The sequence below is a fragment of the Cupriavidus sp. DF5525 genome (genome assembly GCF_040149425.2).
GTDB lineage: Bacteria > Pseudomonadota > Gammaproteobacteria > Burkholderiales > Burkholderiaceae > Cupriavidus > Cupriavidus pickettii_A.
Map to the genome: position 1 here is coordinate 2,058,554 of NZ_CP168266.1, position 22,445 is coordinate 2,080,998.

18 protein-coding genes and 1 pseudogene are annotated in these 22,445 nt (G+C 66.9%); 14 read left to right on the forward strand and 5 right to left on the reverse strand.

All coding sequences use genetic code 11. The features are described 5' to 3' along the window. Positions 1-6: 6 nt before the first annotated feature. Complete coding sequence (locus ABNX08_RS30615) at positions 7-204, reverse strand: hypothetical protein (protein ID WP_022539542.1); 198 nt, start codon at positions 202-204, stop codon at positions 7-9. Between the two features lie 465 nt (positions 205-669). Between ABNX08_RS30615 and ABNX08_RS30620 the strand changes: the two genes are divergently transcribed. Beyond that, positions 670-2,073, forward strand: coding sequence for an NCS2 family permease (locus tag ABNX08_RS30620; RefSeq protein ID WP_022539543.1), 1,404 nt, complete (start codon positions 670-672; stop codon positions 2,071-2,073). Between the two features lie 183 nt (positions 2,074-2,256). Here the strand turns inward: ABNX08_RS30620 and ABNX08_RS30625 are convergent, their stop codons facing one another. Next, positions 2,257-2,679: a VOC family protein gene (locus tag ABNX08_RS30625; protein ID WP_022539544.1), complete on the reverse strand. Its 423-nt coding sequence runs from the start codon at positions 2,677-2,679 to the stop codon at positions 2,257-2,259. Positions 2,680-2,960: 281 nt separating this feature from the next. On the opposite strand from ABNX08_RS30625, the gene ABNX08_RS30630 reads away from it, so the two are divergent. Continuing rightward, positions 2,961-3,269: an H-NS histone family protein gene (locus ABNX08_RS30630; RefSeq protein ID WP_022539545.1), complete on the forward strand. Its 309-nt coding sequence runs from the start codon at positions 2,961-2,963 to the stop codon at positions 3,267-3,269. Positions 3,270-3,359: 90 nt separating this feature from the next. Here ABNX08_RS30630 and ABNX08_RS30635 read toward each other — a convergent pair whose 3' ends face one another. Beyond that, on the reverse strand, positions 3,360-3,902 hold the full coding sequence (locus ABNX08_RS30635) for a hypothetical protein (RefSeq protein WP_349609798.1): 543 nt from the start codon (positions 3,900-3,902) through the stop codon (positions 3,360-3,362). 532 nt (positions 3,903-4,434) lie between these two features. Here ABNX08_RS30635 and ABNX08_RS30640 point away from each other — a divergent pair. Beyond that, positions 4,435-5,439, forward strand: a complete 1,005-nt coding sequence (locus tag ABNX08_RS30640; RefSeq protein WP_349609800.1) for an AraC family transcriptional regulator ligand-binding domain-containing protein — start codon at positions 4,435-4,437, stop codon at positions 5,437-5,439. Positions 5,440-5,476: 37 nt separating this feature from the next. Here the strand turns inward: ABNX08_RS30640 and ABNX08_RS30645 are convergent, their stop codons facing one another. Beyond that, a complete protein-coding gene (locus ABNX08_RS30645; protein ID WP_022539548.1) occupies positions 5,477-6,373 on the reverse strand; it encodes a LysR family transcriptional regulator in 897 nt (298 codons plus the stop codon). A 109-nt stretch (positions 6,374-6,482) separates the two neighbouring features. Here ABNX08_RS30645 and ABNX08_RS30650 point away from each other — a divergent pair, with 109 nt between their 5' ends. Next, positions 6,483-7,739 (forward strand): MFS transporter, encoded by a 1,257-nt coding sequence (locus ABNX08_RS30650; protein WP_022539549.1) that lies wholly within the window; start codon positions 6,483-6,485, stop codon positions 7,737-7,739. A gap of 9 nt (positions 7,740-7,748) precedes the next feature. Here the strand turns inward: ABNX08_RS30650 and ABNX08_RS30655 are convergent, their stop codons facing one another. Next, positions 7,749-8,975: an NnrS family protein gene (locus tag ABNX08_RS30655; RefSeq protein ID WP_022539550.1), complete on the reverse strand. Its 1,227-nt coding sequence runs from the start codon at positions 8,973-8,975 to the stop codon at positions 7,749-7,751. 271 nt (positions 8,976-9,246) lie between these two features. Here ABNX08_RS30655 and ABNX08_RS30660 point away from each other — a divergent pair, with 271 nt between their 5' ends. The 10 genes and pseudogenes from ABNX08_RS30660 (at position 9,247) to ABNX08_RS30705 (ending at position 22,436) form a co-directional block, all read left to right on the forward strand. Beyond that, a complete protein-coding gene (locus ABNX08_RS30660; protein ID WP_022539551.1) occupies positions 9,247-10,527 on the forward strand; it encodes a nitrate/nitrite transporter in 1,281 nt (426 codons plus the stop codon). Between the two features lie 36 nt (positions 10,528-10,563). Beyond that, on the forward strand, positions 10,564-11,949 hold the full coding sequence (locus tag ABNX08_RS30665) for a NarK family nitrate/nitrite MFS transporter (protein ID WP_022539552.1): 1,386 nt from the start codon (positions 10,564-10,566) through the stop codon (positions 11,947-11,949). 189 nt (positions 11,950-12,138) lie between these two features. After that, on the forward strand, positions 12,139-15,876 hold the full coding sequence (locus ABNX08_RS30670; protein ID WP_022539553.1) for a nitrate reductase subunit alpha: 3,738 nt from the start codon (positions 12,139-12,141) through the stop codon (positions 15,874-15,876). After that, a complete protein-coding gene (gene narH / locus ABNX08_RS30675; protein ID WP_022539554.1) occupies positions 15,873-17,423 on the forward strand; it encodes a nitrate reductase subunit beta in 1,551 nt (516 codons plus the stop codon). The genes ABNX08_RS30670 and narH overlap by 4 nt, the downstream gene beginning before the upstream one ends. 37 nt (positions 17,424-17,460) lie before the next feature. Then, positions 17,461-18,132, forward strand: a complete 672-nt coding sequence (gene narJ, locus ABNX08_RS30680) for a nitrate reductase molybdenum cofactor assembly chaperone (RefSeq protein ID WP_022539555.1) — start codon at positions 17,461-17,463, stop codon at positions 18,130-18,132. Between the two features lie 137 nt (positions 18,133-18,269). Further along, on the forward strand, positions 18,270-18,953 hold the full coding sequence (narI, locus tag ABNX08_RS30685) for a respiratory nitrate reductase subunit gamma (protein WP_022539556.1): 684 nt from the start codon (positions 18,270-18,272) through the stop codon (positions 18,951-18,953). A 27-nt stretch (positions 18,954-18,980) separates the two neighbouring features. Further along, a complete protein-coding gene (locus ABNX08_RS30690) occupies positions 18,981-19,733 on the forward strand; it encodes a peptidylprolyl isomerase (protein ID WP_022539557.1) in 753 nt (250 codons plus the stop codon). Between the two features lie 35 nt (positions 19,734-19,768). Continuing rightward, a complete protein-coding gene (locus tag ABNX08_RS30695; RefSeq protein ID WP_022539558.1) occupies positions 19,769-20,458 on the forward strand; it encodes a carbonic anhydrase in 690 nt (229 codons plus the stop codon). A gap of 4 nt (positions 20,459-20,462) precedes the next feature. Next, positions 20,463-21,008: a molybdopterin-guanine dinucleotide biosynthesis protein B gene (gene mobB, locus ABNX08_RS30700; protein ID WP_022539559.1), complete on the forward strand. Its 546-nt coding sequence runs from the start codon at positions 20,463-20,465 to the stop codon at positions 21,006-21,008. Between the two features lie 178 nt (positions 21,009-21,186). Continuing rightward, a pseudogene (locus tag ABNX08_RS30705) lies at positions 21,187-22,436 on the forward strand (IS256 family transposase). Positions 22,437-22,445 lie beyond the last annotated feature (9 nt).

Below are 22,445 nucleotides of genomic sequence, written 5' to 3' on the forward strand. Positions count from 1 at the left end.
TTCAGTTCAGAGATGCGTGATGGGCGCGGCGTCGCGGGCATTGCCCAGGTACAGCGTCCAGCCGCGGGCGAACCAGTCGCGCACGCGCGCCGCCAGCGAGCGGCCGGAACCCATGCGGGCGTAGCAAGCGATGTCGCGGGCGGCCGCCGGCCGGGACTTGGACTGGACGGGCTGGCGATAGAGCGTGTCGGCGAGCACTTGCATTGTGGTTTCCTTTCCGGACGGAGGGGATAGACAGGGGCCTCATGCTGCACACCAAGCCATCGCATGGCCGGCCGAATGAGGCGATTCAGGGTTATCCCTAGTATAGAGAAGTTACGCCCGAATCATCCGGGTCTGCCCCTATAGGCCCTATATCAGTCGCGTGATAACGCCAGGCCGTCCAAAGCGCACTTGGGAAAGATCTCCCGTCTCAAGAGGCTGATTGCTCACATTCGATATTCCCCCCGGCACATGCCGCGCATTTTCCGGCCGTTATGACGGAATCCGCGCGGTCACCTAGCCTTCAGCCTTGCCCAGATCACGCCCGCACAGAAGGCACCGACAAGCCGGCACACCGATAAAAGAGGGTCGGCCAGGTTCCGGCCCGATACCCAGAACCAAGTGAGACAAAGCCTGACGACGATCCGTACGACGGACGTTGCAGCGCCCGCAAGGAGACAGATCACCATGATCGAACAGCCCTATCCGTCGTCGGTGACGGAAGCCGATGCCACACGCCCCCAGGTCCCCCAAGTCCCGGAAGTCAGGAACCGGCTCGATGCCTATTTCCAGATCACCGCGCGCGGCAGCACCCAGCGGCGCGAAGTGGTGGCCGGCGTCACCACCTTCATGGCGATGGTCTACGCGGTGTTCGTCGTGCCCGGCATGCTGGGCAAGGCGGGCTTTGACACCAGCGCGGTATTCGTCGCCGTATGCCTGACCACCGCGTTCGGTTCGCTGCTGATGGGACTGTGGGCCAAGTTGCCGATTGCGATCGGCTGCGCGATTTCGCTGACCGCGTTCATGGCCTTCGGGCTGGTGCTGGGGCAGGGCCTGTCGCCGGCCGTCGCGCTGGGCGCCGTGTTCCTGATGGGCGTGGTCTTCACCGCGATCTCGGTCACCGGCGTGCGCTCCTGGATTCTGCGCAACCTGCCGGCCGGCGTGGCGCACGGCACCGGTATCGGCATCGGCCTGTTCCTGCTGCTGATCGCCTCGAACGAGGTCGGCCTGGTGGTCAAGAACGCCCACGCCGGCCTGCCGGTGTCGCTGGGCAAGATCACCTCGTTCCCGGTGGTGATGTCGGTGCTGGGCCTGGCCGCGATCTTTGGCCTGGAGCGCCGCAAGGTGCCGGGCGGCATCCTGCTGGTGATCATCGCGATCTCGGCGCTGGGCCTGGCCTTCGATCCGGCGGTAAAGTTCACCGGCGTGTTCGCGCTGCCGTCACTGAGCGCGCCGGGCCATCAGTCGCTGATCGGCGCCATGGACGTGCGCGGCGCGCTGTCGGCGGCGGTGCTGCCGAGCGTGCTGGCGCTGGTGATGACCGCAGTGTTTGACGCTACCGGCACCATCCGTGCCGTCGCCGGACAAGCCGGACAGCTCAATGCCGCCGGCCATATCCACAACGGCGGGCGCGCACTGACCGCGGACTCGGTCAGCTCGATCTTCTCGGCAATGTTCGGCGGCGCCCCGGCCGCGGCCTATATCGAATCGACCGTGGGCGTGGCCGCCGGCGCCAAGACCGGCCTGACCGCGGTGGTGGTGGGCCTGCTGTTCGTGGCGGTGATGTTCTTCTCGCCGCTGGCCGCGCTGGTGCCGTCGTACGCCACCGCGCCGGCGCTGATGTACGTGGGCCTGCTGATGCTGTCCAGCGTCAGCCGCCTGCATATGGACGACCTGGTCGATGCGCTCGCGGGCCTGGTTTGCGCCGTATTTATCGTGCTCACCTGCAATATCGTCACCGGCATCATGCTGGGTTTCTGCACCCTGGTGGTGGGCCGCGTGGTCGCCGGCGAATGGCGCAAGCTCAATCTCGGCACGGTTGCCATCGCCATCGTGCTGGCCGCGTTCTATGCCGGTGGCTGGGCGATCTGACCGATGCCTGCCGCGTCCCGGGCACCGTGCCCGGGACGCTGACAACGAGTTGTCTCCTCCACCGTGATCCTGGTGGATTTCAAGCCCGGGCTTCCTGCTTTCCCGGGCTTTTTTTTTGCCTGTCGGTTTATTCAGCCGCTGGCGAAATAACGCTTCGCCAAATCCCGCCTCACTGCGCCGGACTCACTGGGATTCCGCGCTCGCGTTCTGCATCGCGGCCATATCCATGTACACCAGTTCCCAGACGTGCCCATCCAGGTCCTGGAAGCCGTGGCCGTACATGAATCCCAAATCCATCGGCGGCTTGTAAGTATTGCCGCCCGCCGCCACCGCATCGCTCACCATTTGATCGACGCGCGCACGGGTTTCCATCGACAGGCAAACCAGTACCTCGGTGAATTTGCGCGCATCGCAGATGTCGTTGGGCGAGAAGCTGCGGAACTTCGCTTCGGTCAGAAGCATGACGAAAATGTTCTCGCCCACGATCATGCAGGTGGCGGTCTCGTCGGTGAATTGCGGATTGAAGGAAAAGCCGAGCCGGGTAAAGAAGGCGATCGACTTTTGCAGGTCGCGGACGGGCAAATTGACAAAGATCTGCTGGTTCATCGGGGGCTCCGGTAGTCGTGTCGGACGCTGCGCGGCGCGCAGACAAACAGTCTAGGCGCTAAACCCCCCGGATGCGCGATTTTGATTGCCGTTAAAACGAGGGCAAACCCGGGCATTGAACCAGGCAATGCGGACCGCATTGTGTGGTGTGAAACGATCGATTCGGGCCGGCAATCAATCTGTCCGTGCATTCTCCGTTATTTTTTGTAAAATTTTTTATGTCAACCGCCAACGCAATTTCTAGTACCATGCAGCGGCCTATTTGCAGAAAGGGGATATAAATGGCGACATACAAGCAACTCCTGGCTGAGAAGGAAGCGCTGGAAGCCAAGCTGAATGAAGTGCGCGCATCGGAAGTGGCCGGCGTGATCGACAAAATCCGCGAGCTGATGACCGAATATGGCCTGACCGCTGAAGACATCCTGCCCCGGCGCAAGCGTGGCCGCCCGGCCGGCACGGCCAGCAGGAAGGCGGCCTCGGGACTGCCTCCCAAGTATATGGATCCCAAGACCGGCAAGACCTGGTCGGGTCGCGGCCGTGCCCCGGCCTGGCTGGGCAAGCGCCCGGAACGCTTCCTGATCGAGCAATAAACCAAGGCTGGCGATTAAGAGGACGGGCGCGCTGAAACGCCCGTATTAATCGCCGGATCCCGATCGCCAGCGCCGATCGCCAGCGCGCTGTCACAGCGCCTGGCAGACATACTCCTTGCGCAGCGCCCTGAAGCCCTGCTGGGTTGGCTCGCTGGTGAGGCGCGCGCCCCCGTCCGCGAGCGGCTGCATGCGCAATACCTGCGCCGAGCACTGGCTCGCCGTCTCGTCCCGCTGATAGCGGATCTCATATTGGCTGCCGGCCTGCGGCACGAACGACACGCCCGCGGCACAGCGCATCTCCGGCAACGGGGGCGCCGCGGCCGACGTCGCCGCCAGGTAGATGCGTCGCCCGGCCTCGACCAGCCGCTCACGCGTGCGCGCGGGCGGCTCAGGCGAGCGCCCTGGCATGTCCAGGCCACGATCCCGTCCCATCGCCGACAACTGCTTGCCCATCCCCGCCAGGACCAGCGGCCGGGCCGGCACCGGGCATTTGGCCGGATCGACCACGGTGAACGAGGTGTTGTCGTCGGTGCTGGTCAGCAGGCGCACGCTCGCGGTGGGGGCGCCGGACGGCACGCGGTACTGGGCCACGCAGCCGGGCAGTGCCACGGCGGCGGCGAGCAGCGGCAACAAGACAAGGCGGGGCGGGACTGCGGACGACCGGTCATGGCGCATGGCGGCAGGCAGGTGGAGTCGCGGTTAGGCCAACCAGGTTGGCCGCAGTATGGCGGCAGAAGCCGCACAGATGGCGCACGATGGCGGCACGACGCCAACCCATCGAAGGCACGGGCGACGTCGGGCGCGACCGGCATGCACCAGAGCCCGCCAAGCATAACGGTTTACGCCGCGTCGCGGCAGCCGCACAAACCCATGTTGAAAACCCCGACGTGATATCCACAGAATCTGTGGATATCCTCCCCCACACCAGCCCGGAAAGCCCAGTCTGTGCGCCAACGCACCGGACCGCACAAATTTTAGGCAACGGGTTGCATCCCACTCCCGGCCCGGCTCTGCGCGGCCTCGCACGCATTCGCCCCTTTGCTTAGCCGGCTAGGCCACACTCCGACACGCCTTGTGCCCTTGAAGGCGCGCATGGCACCGCGTAATCTTTTTGTTACCGGGGGCTGCAATGGCGCTTGTTGCGCCGACCAGCCAGACAATGACAATGACAATACAAGAGCCCAACCAAACCGGGCCGTTGCCTCGTGACCTGCTGCACGCGCTGCGTGAAGGCGGTTACGACGTTTCGGCACTCGCGCCCGCCCCGGAATCCGATACCGACTTCCCGTCCGCCGCGCCGGCGGCCGGCCCCCAACAGGCCAGCCATCTGCTGTGCGCCGTCTACCAGGCCACCGGCGACCCGGCCATCGGCCTGTGGCTGGGCAGCCGGATGCAGCCCGACCTGCTCGGCCTGGCCGGCTTGCCCGCCATGGCCGGCCCGTCGCTGGGCACCGCGCTGCGGCGCATCGCGCGCTACCAGCGGCTGATGTCGGGCGACCGCATCGAACTGCGCCGCCAGGGCGACGAGGCCTGGGTCTGCATCTGCCCGAGCGAGCCCGAAGCGCCCGACACCCGCCCGCGCATCGACATGGAACTGTGTTCGCTGCTGGCCTTCGGGCGCCAGTTCACGCGCAAGCCGCTGCATCCGCTGCGCGTGTCGCTGCGCATCGGCCAGCCGGACTGGCACCTGCGCTATACCGAGGCGTTCGATTGCCCGGTGCGCTTCGGCGAGCCGGAGGACGCGATCGTGTTCGGCCGCCGCGACCTGGCGCTGCGGCTGATGGCACGCGCCCGCCCCAGCCCGTCGACACAGTCGGCCACGGGCGAGCCGCGGCCGTCGGCGGCGTCGCTGGACGATGTCCGCGCCGCCCTGCAACAGCTCGCGGGCGAACGCGCGCTGAGCCTGGCCGCGGTGGCACGCCACCTCGACGTCAGCGAACGCACGCTGCAGCGCCGGCTGATGGCCGCGGGCACGGGCTTCCGGGCGCTGTGCGAGGAAGCGCGCCGCGACCTGGCCGGCCGCTTCCTGACCGAGGGCGCGATGTCGCTGGGAGAGATCGCGTTCCGGCTAGGCTTTGACGATGCCAACTCGTTTTTCCGCGCCTTCCGCCGCTGGACCGGCATGACGCCGGGCGACTACCGGCGCGCGGCGGCGCACCCGCCCGGCTAGCGCGGAGAGCGGGGCCGGCGCCTTACGCGCCGGCCGCCTACTCCCACGGCGGGTTGTCGCCGAAGCGCCCGGCCAGGAAATCGACAAAGGCGCGCACGCGCGGCGGCACCAGCCGGCGCTGCGGCATCACCGCGTAGATGCCGGTGTCGGCCACCGGGTAGTCCGCCAGCACCTGTACCAGCCGGCCGGCGCGCAGGTCGGCGCAGACATGCCAGGTGGAATGCAGCGCGATGCCAAAGCCGGCCAGCGCCGCATCGGACAGCAACTCGCCGGTATTGGCTTCGATGCGCCCGCGCACCCGCACGGCCATCTCGCCGCCAGTGCCATCGCCCAAGCGCCAGATATCCTGCCGCCCCTGGCTGCCGACCAGCACCAGGCAGTCATGCCGCGCCAGGTCCTGCGGCGTCTGCGGGATGCCGCGCCGCCGCAGGTAATCGGGCGAGGCGCACAGCAAGCGCTGGTTGTTGGCCAGGCGCCGCGCCACCAGCGTGGAGTCGTCGAGCGCGCCGATGCGGATGGCGAGGTCAAAGCCCGCGCTGACCAGGTCCAGCACGTTGTCGGTCAGGTTGACACTCATCGTCAGCCCGGGATGCTGCCGCAGGAATTCCGGCAACAGCGGCGATACGTAGAGCCGCCCGAATGATGACGACGTGGTAATCCGCAGCGTTCCCGACACGCCGGTGCCCGCTTGCCGCAGCGACGTGCTCAGCGCCTCCAGGTCATCCACCAGCGCGCGGCCCTGCTCGGCCAGCACCGCGCCCTCGGGCGTGGCATGCAGCCGGCGCGTAGTGCGATGCAGCAGGCGCACGCCCAGGTCGCGCTGCAGCCGCTGGCTGGCCACCGCCACCGACAAGTCCAGGCTGCGCGCCGCGGCGCTGATCGAGCCCAGGTCGAGCACGCGCAGGAACAGGCCGATATCGCCGATCCGGTCCATGATTATCAAAATTCCATTGAAACTGATTATGGATCATGCCGGTTTTTGCTGAAGACGGAAAGGCGCAGACTGCGGCCTTCCTTTCCTCGCCGACCGTTCCTTCAGAAAAATGGCCTCCCCAGTTTCCGCCCCCGCCTCATCAGGCACCACCCCCGCCGGCGCCCCGCCCGCCCGCGGCCGGTTGCCCGTCGCGCTCTATGCCCTGACCGCCGGCTCGTTCGGCATCGGCTGCGCCGAGTTCGTCATCATGGGCCTGCTGCTGCAGGTCGCCGCCGACCTGCAGGTGACCATCGCCGCGGCCGGCATGCTGGTGTCCGGCTATGCGCTGGGCGTATTCGCCGGCGCGCCGGTGCTGACGCTGCTGACGCGGCGCATGCCGCGCAAGGCCGTGCTGCTGGCGCTGATGGTGATCTACACCATCGGCAATGCGGCCTGCGCGCTGGCGCCGGACTACACCACGCTGATGATCGCGCGCGTGCTGACCTCGCTCACGCACGGCACCTTCTTCGGCGTCGGCGCCGTGGTGGCGACCGGGCTGGTGCCGGAAGACCGCCGCGCCTCCGCGATCTCGGTGATGTTCTCCGGCCTGACGCTCGCGACGCTGCTGGGCATGCCCGCCGGCGCCTGGCTGGGCCTGCACCTGGGCTGGCGCGCGACCTTCTGGGCGATGACACTGATCGGGCTGCTGTCGCTGGCGGTGATCGCGCTGCTGGTGAAGAAGAGCCGCGACCACAGCGCACCGGTGGCGCTGCGCGACGAGTTGGCCACCATCGGCCGCCCGCAGGTGCTGCTGGGCCTGCTGATGACGGTGCTGCAGTCGATGGGGATCTTTGCGGTGATCACCTACGTGCAGCCGCTGCTGACGCGGGTGTCCGGCTTTGGCGAAGCGGCAGTGTCACCGATCCTGCTGCTGTTCGGTGCCGGCATGATCATCGGCAATATCCTTGGCGGCCGCTTTGCCGATCGCACGCCGACCCGCGCGGTGCTGGCGACGCTGGCCACGCTGACGCTGGTGCTGGCGGCGATGACCCTGGCGATCCACAGCCAGGTGATGGTGGTGGCGTTCGTCGGCATCCTCGGCATTGCCGCCTTTGCCACCGTCTCGCCGCTGCAACTGCGAGTGCTGCGCCACGCCCGGGGTGCCGGCGAGAACCTGGCGTCAAGCTTCAACATCGCCGCCTTCAACCTCGGCAATGGCATTGGCGCATGGCTGGGCGGCGTGGTGGTTGATCACGGCCCGGGGCTGACAGCATTGCCGTGGGTGGCCGCGCTGGCACCGCTGGCTGCGCTCGCGGTGGCATGGCTCAGCGTGAGGTTGGAAAACGGCAGCCGCGCCGCCGTGCCCGTGGCGCAAGCCTGCCCCTGACCCCGCACCTCAGCCCGGCTTGCCGTCCACCCGCGGGCGCATGAGCCGCGCCGCATAGGTCAGCGCGTAGAGCGCAAACCCCGCCACCCAGCACGCGCCCGCACCCCAGACCCAGTGCAAATACCCGGCCGGCCATAGCATCGGCCCGAACACCCGCAGCACCGCGGCGGCAGCCACCAGCCAGTACGCCGCGGTTTCCGCGCGGCCCGCTGCCAGCATGCGTCCGGTGTGGCCCAACGCGGTGCGCGTGATCATGGCGATGATCGCCACGCCGAGCACGCCGACGGTGAAGGCATGCGTCGCCAGCCCGGCCATCACCAGTCCGAGCGCGCCCAGTGCCTGCAATGCCAGCGCCACCGGCAGCCACGCATAGGCCAGGTGCAGCACCCACAGCAGCGGCCGGTTGCCCACCGCGTAGCCGCGCCAGCCTGCCACGCGCACGGCCAGCACCGCGGCCGCCAGCAACGACAGCGCCGCCGCCAGCCAGCCCGGCAGGGGCAGCAGCCCAGAGGCCAACCCCAGCACCGCCGCCGGCACCACCATGCGGTCCACCTGCCGGTATTGCCGCAGGCGGAATCCCGGGATCGCATTGGTCGTGAACATCGGGATCACGCGGCCGCCGATCACCACCACGAACAGCGTTACCAGCGCGACGCCGGCGCGGCACGCCTGCATCGCCGCGCCATCCTGGCCGCGCGCCTGCAGCCACAGGCTGGCGATGTCAGCGACGGCAAGCAGCCACAGCGCCAGCGCAAGCGGATAGTTGCGGCGGTTGCCGGCCTTTGCCAGCGTGCGCGTGAAGGCCAGCGCCGCCAGCGGCAGGAACGCGCCCTCGATCACGAAGGCCGCGATGCCCGGCGCCACCCACATGCCCACGCGCCCCGCCAGCCACAGCAGGAACAGCACCGCCAGCGCGGCGCCGGTCGGTGTGGGCTGCCCTGTCCATGCGCGCCCCGCGGTGAACAGGAAGCCGACCACGATGGCAGCGGCGAAGCCAAACACCATCTCGTGCGCATGCCAGAACATCGCCGGGATCGCGGCTGCCGGACCGACCGCATTTACACCCGCCAGCATCGCCGACCATGCCGCGATCGCCAGCGCGGCGAACACCGCCCCGCCCAGGTAGAACGGCCGGAACCCCAGCGCAAACAGGGCAAAGCCGCGCGGCGGCGGCCCGGCGGGCGTCTTGCCGGATGGCGACGGGCGCCGGGCGGGAAGGATCGGGATGGTTTCCATGGCGGAAGAAAGAAGTCAGGTAGACCGGCAGCGCCGGTGCGGTGCGCGCCGGATTCTTGATCCAGCGCAGCATTGCCGCATGCACACGAACGGATGCGTCGGTGCTGCAAGCACGATAGCACCGCCGCCGCGCCGATGGCCTCCGTCGGTAGAACTACCTCCAAAGGCAGATCGCTCCCTCGCCTGCGCTGTGCTGCCGGCGAATAGGCAGCGCAGGTGACCGCCCCTACTCTGGCATCACCCCCGCCAAAGTTGACACAGGAGCATGGCCATGGCCACCCAACCACGCGCGCCGGAGCCCGTACCGCCCGGTGCCGCAATCACGCTGGCGTCGAGCACTTTCGCCTTCACCATCTGCTTTGCCGTCTGGATGCTGTTCGCCGTCCTCGGTATTCCGCTCAAGCAGGAACTCGGCCTCAACGACACCGAATTCGGGCTGCTGGCGGCAACCCCCGTGCTGAGCGGCTCGCTGATCCGCGTGCCGCTTGGCATCTGGACCGACCGCTACGGCGGCCGTATCGTCTTCTTCGTGCTGATGCTGGCCACGGTGATCCCGATCTGGCTGATCTCGTACGCGCACAGCCTGTGGCAGCTGCTGGTGCTGGGCCTGTTCGTCGGGCTGGCCGGCGGTTCGTTCTCGGTCGGCACGCCCTATGTGGCGCGCTGGTTCCCGCGCTCGCGCCAGGGCCTGGCGATGGGCATCTTCGGCGCCGGCAACTCGGGCGCGGCGCTGACCAAGTTCGTCGCGCCGGCGATGATCCTGGCCGCCGGCACCTGGGCCGCGGTGCCGCGCGTGTACTCGGTGGCGATGCTCATCACCGCCGTGCTGTTCTGGGTGTTCTCGCGCAGCAATCCGGCCCACCTGGTGAAGTCCAGCGTCGGCTGGCGCGAGCAGCTCGCCGTGATGCGCGACCCGCGCGTATGGCGCTACTCGCAGTACTACTCGGTGGTCTTCGGCGGCTATGTCGGCCTGTCGTTGTGGATGACCAAGTACTACATCGGCGAATACGGCTTCGACATCAAGACCGCCGCCTTCCTGGCCGCGTGCTTCTCGCTGCCCGGCGGCGTGCTGCGCGCCATCGGCGGCTGGATCTCCGACCGCTACGGCGCACACCGCACCACCTGGTGGGTGATGTGGGTGAGCTGGGTCGGCTTCTTCCTGCTGAGCTATCCGCAGACGGATTTCATCATCCAGACCATCAGCGGCCCGCAGGCCTTCCGCATCGCGCTGACGCCCACCGTCTTCACCTTCCTGCTGTTCGTGGTCGGCATCGCCTTCGCCATCGGCAAGGCCTCGGTCTTCAAGTTCATCTCCAACGACTTCACGCACAACATCGGCGCGGTCTCGGGCGTGGTCGGCCTGGCCGGCGGGCTGGGCGGCTTCGTGCTGCCGATCCTGTTCGGCATGCTGGCCGACCTGACCGGCGTGCGCAGCAGCTGCTTCATGCTGATGTACGGCACCGTATGCGTGAGCCTGGTGTGGATGCACTACAGCCAGCGCGGCGAGCGCCGGCGCAAAGAACAGGCCGTCGGCCTCACCCAGGCCGCCTGACGGCCCCTGTCACGCAAACAACCAAGGCACACTGTCATGTCATCTTCCGTACTCACCCGCTGGGAGCCAGAGAACAAGGCCTTCTGGCAAAGCCAGGGCGAACGCATCGCCTACCGCAACCTGTGGATCTCGATCCCGGCGCTGATGCTGGCCTTCGTGGTCTGGATGCTGTGGAGCGTGGTGGCGGTCAACCTCGACCGCGCCGGCTTCCAGTTCACCAAGAACCAGCTGTTCTGGCTGACCGCGCTGCCGGCGCTGTCCGGCGCCACGCTGCGCATCTTCTATTCCTTCCTGGTGCCGGTCTTCGGCGGGCGCCGCTTCACCGCGATCTCCACCGCGCTGCTGCTGATCCCGGCGCTGGGCATGGGCTTCGCGCTGCACGACCCGTCCAGCGGCTATCCGACGCTGCTGGTGCTGGCGCTGCTGTGCGGGCTGGGCGGGGCCAACTTCAGTTCGTCGATGGCCAATATCAGCTTCTTCTTCCCCAAGGCGAAGAAGGGGCTGGCCACGGGCCTGAATGCTGGCATTGGCAACCTGGGCGTGTCGGTGGTGCAGTTCGTCACGCCGCTGGTGGTGTCCGTGGCGGTGTTCGGCGCGCTCGGCGGCGAGCCCCAGCAGTACCAGGCCAACGGCGCCACGCAAGACCTGTGGCTGCAGAACGCCGGCTTTATCTGGGTGCCGTTCATCATCGTCTCGGCGCTGGCGGCGTGGTTCGGCATGCATGACATCGCGGATGCGAAGGCATCGTTTGCCGAGCAGGCCGTGATCTTCAAGCGCAAGCACAACTGGCTGATGTGCTGGCTGTACGTGGGCACCTTTGGCTCGTTCATCGGCTTCTCGGCGGGGCTGGCGCTACTGACCAAGTCGCAGTTCCCGGGCGTGAACCCGACCGCCTATGCCTTCCTGGGGCCGCTGGTGGGTGCGCTGACGCGGCCGGTAGGTGGCTGGATCTCCGACAAGCTCGGCGGTGCGCGCGTCACGCTGTGGACCTTCGTCGGCATGATCGCGGCAGTGTTCGCGGTGCTGGCGGCGCTGCCGCATGACGGCGCCGGCGGCAACTTCACCTTTTTCCTGGCCGCCTTTATCGCGTTGTTCGCGCTGACCGGCATCGGCAATGGCTCGACCTTCCGCATGATCCCGGTGATCTTCCTGACGGAGCGCCAGCGCGCTGCCGCAGGCAAGGGCGATGCCGCGCAGCGGCAGGCGCTGCAGGAGGCCGGCAAGGAATCCGCGGCGGTGCTGGGCTTCTCCGGCGCGATCGGCGCGTACGGCGGCTTCTTCATCCCCAAGAGCTTCGGCACCTCGCTGGAGCTGACCGGCGCACCGGATGCCGCGCTGTACTGCTTTATCGCCTTCTATGTCAGCTGCATGCTGGTGACGTGGTGGCACTACGCGCGCCGCAACGCCCCCATGCCCTGCTGACCGTCTTGCCGGCCGGACTAGTTCTGTCGAACTAGTCCCGCGCGCGGCACCTAGCCCGATCGCCATGCGGCGGCTGTTCCACCAGCGAATTGGCTGCCGCCCTCCTCCCCCATAAGCTGAGGGTGTCCCTGCAAGCGCTCCCGCAACAGCCGGAGCGCCCGCAGAAAAGCACTCGCGGAGAACAAAGCAATGAGTCATTTCCTGGATCGACTGAAGTTCATGTCGCGCGTCAAGTCCACCTATGCGGACGGCCACGGCGCGGTGGTGAACGAAGACCGCAAGTGGGAAGACGGCTATCGCAGCCGCTGGCAGCACGACAAGATCGTGCGCTCGACCCACGGCGTGAACTGCACCGGCTCCTGCTCCTGGAAGGTCTACGTGAAGAACGGCCTGATCACGTGGGAAACCCAGCAGACCGACTATCCGCGCACGCGTCCGGACCTGCCCAACCATGAGCCGCGCGGCTGCCCGCGCGGCGCCTCGTACAGCTGGTACGTCTACTCCGCGCAACGCGTCAAGTACCCGATGATCCGCGGCCGGCTGATGGAGATGTGGCGCGAGGCCCGCAAGACCATGGACGCGATCGCCGCCTGGGAATCGATCAGCCAGGATCCGAAGAAGGCCGCGCGCTACAAGAGCGTGCGCGGCCAGGGCGGCTTTGTGCGCGCCGACTGGAACACGGCCACCGAGATCATCGCCGCGGCCAATGCCTTTACCGTGAAGAAGTTCGGCCCGGACCGCGTGATCGGCTTCTCGCCGATCCCGGCCATGTCGATGGTGTCGTATGCCGCGGGCGCGCGCTACCTGAGCCTGCTGGGCGGCGCCTGCCTGTCCTTCTACGACTGGTACTGCGACCTGCCGCCGGCCAGCCCGCAGGTCTGGGGCGAACAGACCGACGTGCCGGAATCGGCCGACTGGTACAACTCCACCTACCTGATGGTGTGGGGCTCGAACGTGCCGCAGACCCGCACGCCCGACGCGCACTTCTACACCGAGGTCCGCTACAAGGGCACCAAGACCGTGGCGGTGTCGTCCGACTTCGGCGAGATGGTCAAGTTCGGCGACATCTGGCTGGCGCCGAAGCAAGGCACCGACGCCGCGCTGGCGATGGCCATGGGCCACGTGGTGCTGAAGGAATTCCACGCCAGCGGCAGGTCCGCCTACTTCCGCGACTACGTGAAGCAGTACACCGACATGCCAATGCTGGTGCTGCTGCGTGACAACCAGGGCACGCTGGTGCCCGACCACTTCCTGCGCGCCTCGCACCTGGCCGATAACCTCGGCGAAGCCAACCATCCCGAGTGGAAGACCCTGCTGGTCGACGACGCCACCGGCGAGATCGTCGCGCCCAATGGCTCGATCGGCTTCCGTTGGGGCGAAGGCGCACACAACGGCGGCGAGAAGGTCGGTCGCTGGAACCTGGAGATGAAGGACGGCGGCAGCGGCCGCGCGGTCGAGCCGCGCCTGTCGCTGCTCGGCAAGGAAGACGAGGTGGTAGAAGTGGGCTTCCCCTATTTCGGCGGCGAACACGACGAACTCCTGCGCCGCCGCGTGCCGGCCCGCCGGCTGACGCTGGCTGACGGCAGCACCGCGCTGGTGGCCACCGTGTACGACCTGCAGATGGCCAACTACGGCGTGGATCAGGGACTCGGCGGCCCGAACGTTGCCGCTTCGTACGACGATGACGTGCCCTACACCCCCGCCTGGCAGGAAAAGCACACCTCCGTCCCGGCCCGGCTGGTGACGCAGGTAGCGCGCGAATTCGCTGACAACGCCGACCGCACGCAGGGCAAGAGCATGGTCATCGTCGGTGCCGCGCTCAACCACTGGTACCACAACGACATGATCTACCGCGGCATCATCAACCTGCTGATGATGTGCGGCTGCATCGGCAAGAGCGGCGGCGGCTGGGCCCACTACGTCGGCCAGGAGAAGCTGCGCCCGCAGTTCGGCTGGGCCCCGCTGGCCTTCGGCCTGGACTGGTCGCGCCCACCGCGCCAGATGAACGGCACTTCGTTCTTCTACAACCATACCAGCCAGTGGCGCCACGAGAAGCTGGGCGTCGACGAGATCCTGTCGCCGACCGCCGACCGCAAGCGCTACGACGGCCTTTCGCTGCTGGACCTGAACGCGCGCTCGGAACGCATGGGCTGGCTGCCGTCGGCGCCGCAGCTCGGCACCAACCCGCTCGACGTGGTCGATGCGGCCGAGCGCGCCGGGCAGGACCCGGTCGCCTACACGGTCGAGCAACTGAAGTCCGGCAAGCTGCAGTTCGCCTGCGACGATCCCGACAACCCGGCCAACTTCCCGCGCAATATGTTCGTGTGGCGCTCCAACATCCTGGGCAGCTCGGGCAAGGGGCATGAGTACTTCCTGAAGTACCTGCTGGGCACGCAGAACGCCGTGTTCGGCGACGAGGATGATGCGATCAAGCCGAGCGAAGTCAACGTGCGCCCGGCCGCCGAAGGCAAGCTGGACCTGCTGACCGTGCTGGATTTCCGCATGAGCACCACCTGCCTGTACGGCGACATCGTGCTGCCCACCGCCACCTGGTACGAGAAGGACGACCTCAATACGTCCGACATGCACCCCTTTATCCACCCCCTGTCCGAAGCGGTGCAGCCTCTGTGGGAAAGCAAGACCGACTGGGAGATCTACAAGGCCATCGCCAAGAAATTCAGCGAGATCGCCGGGCCCTACCTCGGCACGCGCAAGGACCTGGTTTGCACGCCGCTGCTGCACGACACCCCGGGCGAGCTCGGCCAGCCGTTCGAGCCGAAGGACTGGAAGGCCGGCGAGTGCGACCTGATCCCCGGCAAGACCGCGCCGTCGATGACCGTGGTGGAGCGCAACTACGCGGACATCTACAAGAAGTTCACCTCGATCGGGCCGCTGCTGGACAAGCTCGGCAACGGCGGCAAGGGCATCAACTGGAACACGCAGCATGAAGTCAAGGAGATCGGCCAGCTCAGCCATACCGTGAAGGAGCCCGGCGTCAGCCAGGGCCGCCCGCGGCTGGAAAGCGCGATCGACGCCGCCGAGATGATCCTGACCTTCGCGCCCGAGACCAACGGCCATGTCGCCGTCAAGGCATGGGAAGCGCTGTCGAAGATCACCGGCCGCGACCACACCCACCTGGCCGAGGGCCGCGAGCACGACAAGATCCGCTTCCGCGACGTGCAGGCGCAGCCGCGCAAGATCATCTCCGCGCCGACCTGGTCGGGCCTGGAATCGGAAGAGGTCAGCTACAACGCCGGCTACACCAACGTGCATGAGCTGATCCCCTGGCGCACCCTGACCGGCCGCCAGCAGTTCTGGCAGGACCACCGCTGGATGCTGGACTTTGGCGAAGGCGCGTGCGTGTACAAGCCGGCCATCGACACCAAGACCGTGGCGCCGATGCTGGGCAAGAAGCCCAACGGCAACCCGGAGCTGGTGCTGAACTGGATCACGCCACACCAGAAGTGGGGCATCCACTCCACCTACTCGGACAACCTGCGCATGCTGACGCTGTCGCGCGGCGGCCCGCACGTGTGGATCTCGGAGGTCGAGGCCAAGGCCAACGGCATCCGCGACAACGACTGGGTCGAGGTGTTCAACGTCAACGGCACGCTGACGGCGCGCGTAGTGGTGTCGCAGCGCGTGCCCAAAGGCATGTGCCTGATGTACCACGCCCAGGAAAAGATCGTGAACGTGCCCGGCGCCGAGATGAGCGGCATGCGCGGCGGCATCCATAACTCGGTCACGCGCGCCGTGACCAAGCCCACCCACATGATCGGCGGCTACGCGCAGTTGGCCTACGGCTTCAACTACTACGGCACCGTGGGCAGCAACCGCGACGAGTTCGTGATCCTGCGCAAGATGAAGAAGGTCGACTGGCTGGAAGGCCCGCTGGTGGAATCGAACAAGGAAGGAGCAACGCAATGAAGATCCGCGCCCAGGTAGCCATGGTGCTGAACCTCGACAAGTGCATCGGCTGCCATACCTGCTCTGTGACCTGCAAGAACGTCTGGACCAGCCGCGACGGCGTCGAGTACGCCTGGTTCAACAACGTCGAGACCAAGCCCGGCATCGGCTACCCCAAGGAATGGGAGAACCAGGACAAGTGGCAGGGCGGCTGGAAGCGCAACGCCGACGGCACGCTGGAGCCGCGCCAGGGCGGCAAGCTGAAGATTCTGGCGAACCTGTTCGCCAACCCCAACCTGCCGCAGATCGACGAGTACTACGAGCCCTTCACCTACGACTACGAGCACCTGCAGAAGGCGCCGCTGGTGCAGACCCCGCCCACCGCGCGCCCGGTGTCCGTCCTGACCGGCCGCAAGATGGAGAAGATCGAGTGGGGCCCGAACTGGGAAGACGATCTCGGCGGCGAGTTCAGCTCGCGCGGCCGCGACAAGCTCTTCGACGACGTGCAGAAGGAGATGTACTCGACCTTCGAGAACACCTTCATGATGTACCTGCCGCGCCTGTGCGAGCACTGCCTGAACCCGGCCTGCGTGGCCTCGTGCCCGTCGGGCTCAATCTACAAGCGCGAAGACGACGGCATCGTGCTGGTCGACCAGGACAAGTGCCGCGGCTGGCGCATGTGCATCTCGGGCTGCCCCTACAAGAAGATCTACTTCAACTGGCAGAGCGGCAAGGCCGAGAAATGCCTGTTCTGCTATCCGCGCATCGAGGCCGGCCAGCCCACGGTCTGCTCCGAGACCTGCGTCGGCCGCATCCGCTACCTCGGCGTGATGCTGTACGACGCCGACCGCATCGAGCAGGCGGCATCGGTGGCCGATGAGCGCGACCTGTACCAGTCGCAGCTCGACGTCTTCCTCGATCCGCACGACCCGGCGGTGCAGGCCGAGGCGCTGCGCCAGGGCATCCCGCAAACTTGGCTGGACGCCGCGCGCAAGTCGCCGGTTTACAAGATGGCATGCGAGTGGAAGATCGCCTTCCCGCTGCACCCGGAGTACCGCACCCTGCCGATGGTCTGGTACGTCCCGCCGCTGTCGCCGATCCAGTCCGCGGCCGAGGCCGGCCACATGGGCATGAACGGCGTGATCCCTGACGTGAAGAGCCTGCGCATCCCGGTCAAGTACCTGGCCAACCTGCTGACCGCCGGGGAGGTGATGCCGGTGCTGTCCGCGCTGGACCGCATGCTGGCCATGCGCGCCTACAAGCGCTCGCAGGTGGTCGACGGCGTGCAGGACCTGGCCGTGCTGGAGCAGGTGGGCCTGACGCCCGCGCAGGTCGAGGACATGTACCAGACCATGGCCATCGCCAACTACGAGGATCGCTTCGTGATCCCGTCCTCGCACAAGGAGATGGTCGAGGACAGCTTCAACGACAAGGCCAGCTGCGGCTTCACCTTCGGCAACGGCTGCTCGGGCGGCACCTCGGACGGCTCGCTGTTCGGCAAGAAGCCGCAAGGCAGCGTCCACTTTGTCGACATGCCCAAGTCGCGCAAAAAAGCCGTGATGAGCTGAGCGCGTGCCCGCATCCACGAATCGCCCGGAGTAGAACATGCCCCTCTATCCCATCCTCAGCGCCCTGCTCGGCTATCCCGAGCAGGAACTGCTGGACGCCCTGCCCGAGATCGACGCCGCGCTGGCCGAATGGCCGCAGGCGCGCGAGCTGCTGGCCCCCGTGACCGGCCTGCTGCGCAGCGAGTCGCTGATCGCGCTGCAGGAAAACTACGTCGCCACCTTCGACCGCAACCCGGCGCACTCGCTGCACCTGTTCGAGCACGTGCACGGCGAAAGCCGCGACCGTGGCCAGGCCATGGTCGACCTGATCGAAGAGTACCGGCGCGACGGCTTTGAACCTGCCGCGTCGGAACTGCCCGACTACGTGCCGCTGTTCCTGGAGTTCCTCGGCGCGCTGGTGGCCGACGACAAGGAAGCGCGCGCCGAGCACTTGCTGGGCGACGCGATCCACGTGCTGGCCGCGATCGGCGACCGCCTGGCGCGCAATGAAAGCCCGTACGCCGGCGTGTTCGCGGTGCTGCGCACGCTGACCGACGTGCAGCCGCAACCGCAGCAGGAGCCGCCGGTGCGCGACATGGACGAGGCCCTGGAGACCTTCGGGCCGGGGGCCGACGGCGTGGAACCGCTGCTGGCGCCGCAGGGCGGGCCGCAGGCGGTGCGCTTCTATCCGCGAGGCACGGCACCGGTGCCGGTGCCAGCGGCTTGCTGAAATGCTTACACGAACCGACTGTTTGCGCCCCTCTCCCCTGAGGGGAGAGGGAACACAGTTGGCTGACATAAACGCCGAAGCAAGCCCACAGCCCCATCCACCCCGCGCCAGCAAAGGCAACTTACTGAGCTAACACCATGGCAACGCTCCACCAATTCCTCTACGGCATCTACCCGTACATCGCTGCCGCCATCTTCCTGTTCGGCAGCCTGGCCCGCTTCGAGCGCGAGCAATACACGTGGAAGACCGACAGCTCGCAGGTGCTGTATCGCGGCAACCTGCGCACGGGCAACATCCTGTTCCACTTCGGCATCCTCGGCCTGTTCTTCGGCCACCTGGTCGGCCTGCTGACGCCGGTGGCGGTGTGGGATGCGCTGGGTGTCTCGCACGGATTCAAGCAGGGCGTGGCAATGGCCGCCGGCGGCGTGATGGGCACCATGTGCCTGGCCGGCCTGCTGATCCTGCTGCACCGCCGCCTGAGCAATGCGCGCGTATCGGCCGTCACCCGCACCGGCGACAAGGTGCTGCTGCTGTGGCTGCTGGTGACGCTGCTGCTGGGCCTGTCCACCATCTTCGAATCCGCCGGCCATATGGATGGCCACATGATGGTGCAGCTGATGACCTGGGCGCAGCACATCGTCACGCTGCGCGGCGACGCGGCCAGCCATATCGCCGATGCGCCCCTGCTGTTCAAGGCGCACCTGTTCATGGGCATCACGCTGTTCGCGATCTTCCCGTTCACGCGGCTGGTGCACGTGTGGAGCGGCTTCGCCTCGGTCGGCTACCTCGGCCGTGCCTGGCAACTCGTGCGTAGCCGCTGAGCGCCGCAACCCGACAAGGAGAACAGCATGCCTGTCACCGTCAACGGCGTGGAACTGCGCGACGCCGATATCGAATGCGAGCTGGACCACCATCACGATGCGGTCAACCCGGCGCGGCTGGCCACCATCTCGGCCATCCTGCGCCAACTGGTGCGCACCGAAGCCGACCGCATCGGCCTCGCCGCCGAAGGATTGGACGACGACACCCTGGCACAGGCGCTGCTGGAACGCGAGGCCGGCATCCCCGAGCCCGACGAAGCCAGCTGCCGCCGCCACTACGACAGCCGCCCCGAGCGCTTTCGCGACGGCGAATGGGTCGAAGCCGACCATATCCTGTTCCAGGTCACGCCGCGCGTACCGCTGGACGCGCTGCGCGAGATCGCCGCGCAGACCCTGGCGCTCGTGCGCGGCGATCCCTCGACCTTTGCCGAGCATGCCCGGGCGCTGTCCAACTGCCCCAGCGGCGCCAACGGCGGCCGCCTGGGCCGCGTATTCCGCGGCGAGACTGCACCGGAGTTCGAGCGCGCGCTGTTCGCGGCGCAGCAGGACGGCGTGCTGCCGCAACTGGTCGAAACCCGGTTCGGCCTGCATATCGTGCGCATCCTCGAGCGCTGCCCCGGCACGCGCCTGCCCTTCGACGCGGTGCGCGGCGATATCGCCCGCGCCCTCGCAGCCGCCGCGCGCGACCGCGCCTGGAAGCAGTACGCGAGCTTGCTGATCGGCCGCGCGCGGATCGAAGGCATCGAACTGGAAGGTGCCGACAGCCCGCTGGTGCAGTAGCCACCGTTCTCTTACCAACGCCACCGGAAACCGCCATGCATCAGATCGAACATCTGCTCAAAGGCTTCGAGCGGTTCCAGCAACGCTACTTCGACGACGAACCGCGGCTGTTCGACAGCCTGCGCTCCGGCCAGCAGCCGCCGACGCTGCTGATCGGCTGCTGCGATTCGCGGGTCGACCCGGCCCTGCTGCTCGGCTGCGACCCGGGCGAGCTCTTCACCGTGCGCAATATCGGCAACCTGGTGCCGCCCTGCACCGGCCGCCATGAAGGCAGCCTGCACGGCGTCTCCGCCGCGATCCAGTTCGCCGTACAGCAATTGCGCGTGGCACGCATCATCGTGATGGGCCACGGCGGCTGCGGCGGCATCCGCGCCTTGCTGGCGCAGCCGTGCGACGCGGGCGATCATCCGCCCGACGAAGATGAAGAAGCCGACTACCTCGGCGCCTGGGTGCGCATCGCCGCGCCGGCGCGCCGGCAGGTTGAACAGACGCTCGCGCACGCCAGCCCGGCGCAGCGCCAGCGCGCCTGCGAGCAGGCGGCGATCCTGGTATCGCTGCGCAACCTGCAGACCTTTCCGTTCGTGCGGCGCGCGCTCAGTGCGGGCGACCTGACGCTGCACGGCTGGTACTTCGACTTGCAGGCCGGTGCGCTGCTTGCCTACTCACAGCGCGCCGACGCGTTCCTGCCGCTGGTATGCCCGCTGCCGGCCCAATCAGAATCCTGACATCATGAGTCCTTTTATCCTTGGCATCACCGGCACGTCCGGCAGCGGCAAGACCACGTTGATTACTGCATTGCTGCCCTGGTTTCGTGCCCGCGGCCTGACCGTCAACGTGGTCAAGCACAGCCATCACCCGCTGGAACTGGAGCCGCCCGGCAAGGACAGCGCACGCTTTCGCGCCGCCGGCGCGGCGGAGGTGATGGTGGCTTCGCCGTATCGCTATGCCATCGTGCGCGAACTGGTGGATGAAGCTGAGCCGACGCTGGCCGAGCAGGTGGCGCGACTGCGGGGTGCTGATATCACACTGGTAGAGGGCTTTCGGCGCGAGGCAATTCCGCGGATCGAGGTCTATCGGCCGGCGCATGGTCGTGCGCCCTACTATCCTGGTGATCCTTCCATTGTTGCGTTGGCTACTGATGCGCGGATGGATACGATGTTGCCATGCCTACGGCTGGATGATGTGGCGCAGGTGGGGGCGTTCATTCTCGCGATGAAGGATCAAGGGGCCGACGCTCGACCGCCCGCGTTGCTGGTGACATGTTGTCGCTGTTGAACCGTTCGGTTCCGCGCTCCCCGCGTTGCTGGTGACATGTTGTCGCTGTTGAACAGCTCGGTTTCGCCCTCCCCGCGTTGCTGGTGACATGTTGTCGCTGTTGAACCGCTCGGTTCCGCCATCCCGGGCCTGTACGGGATTTTGTGTGTAGGGCATAACATGTCGAGAAGGAGCATGTATGCCACGCAAACCAAAAGCCACACCCCGGGACCTTCCGAGCATCCCCAAGGAGCTAATTGATCAGCTCGTCAAAGGTCCGATGACTGCTGAGGCGGTGCAGGATGCCGCCATGGCGTTCAAGAAGGCCCTGATCGAGCGGGCGATGGGCGCGGAGCTGGGCCATCACCTGGGCTACCCGGAGGGTGCTGAGCGCCCCGAGAATGCCACCAACCAGCGCAACGGCTCCAGCGCCAGACGGTGCTTACCGACACGGGACCGCTGCGCCTGGCGATCCCGCGCGACCGCGACGGCAGCTTCGCGCCCATCCTGATTCCCAAGCACGACCGGCGTTTCACTGGCTTTGACGACAAGATCATCGCCATGTATGCCCGCGGCATGACGGTGCGCGAGATCCAGGCGTTTCTGGTCGAGCAGTACGGCACCGAGGTGTCGCCTGCGTTCATCAGCTCGGTAACGGATGCGGTCATGGAGGAAGTCACCGCCTGGCAGGCCCGCCCGTTAGAGGTCATGTACCCAGTGGTGTTCTTCGACGCGCTGCGGGTCAAGATGCGCGAGGATGGCGTCGTGCGCAGCAAGGCGGTCTATCTGGCGCTGGGCGTGCTGCCCGATGGCACGCGTGACATCCTGGGCCTCTGGATCGAGACCACCGAAGGGGCGAAGTTCTGGATGAAGGTGTTCAACGACCTGAAAACGCGAGGCACCCAAGACATCCTGATCGCGGTGACCGACCGCTTGAAGGGCATGGAGCAGGCCCTGAACGCGGTGTTCCCGAGCACAACACTGCAGACATGCATCGTGCATCTGATCCGCGGCAGCTTGGACTACGCGAGCTGGAAGGACCGCCGTGCGGTGGCGGCCGCGCTCAAGCCTGTCTACACAGCAGCCACGGTAGAGGCCGCACAGGCGGCGCTATTGGCCTTCGAGCAAAGCGACTGGGGCAAGCGCTACCCGCCGATTGCAGCCTCCTGGCACCGCGCGTGGGACCGCGTGATTCCATTCTTTGCGTTCCCGCCAGCCATCCGCAAGATCATCTACACCACGAATGCCATCGAGAGCATCAACGCGCAACTGCGCAAGATCATCAAGACCCGCGGACACTTCCCGAGCGATGAAGCGGCCACCAAGCTGCTGTGGCTAGCCTTGCGCAACATCACCTGCAAGTGGGGCAGCGCCACGCACGACTGGAAAGCGGCCATGAACCAGTTCGCGATCCTCTACGAGGATCGCTTCACACAACCCCATCGCTGAGATAGGATC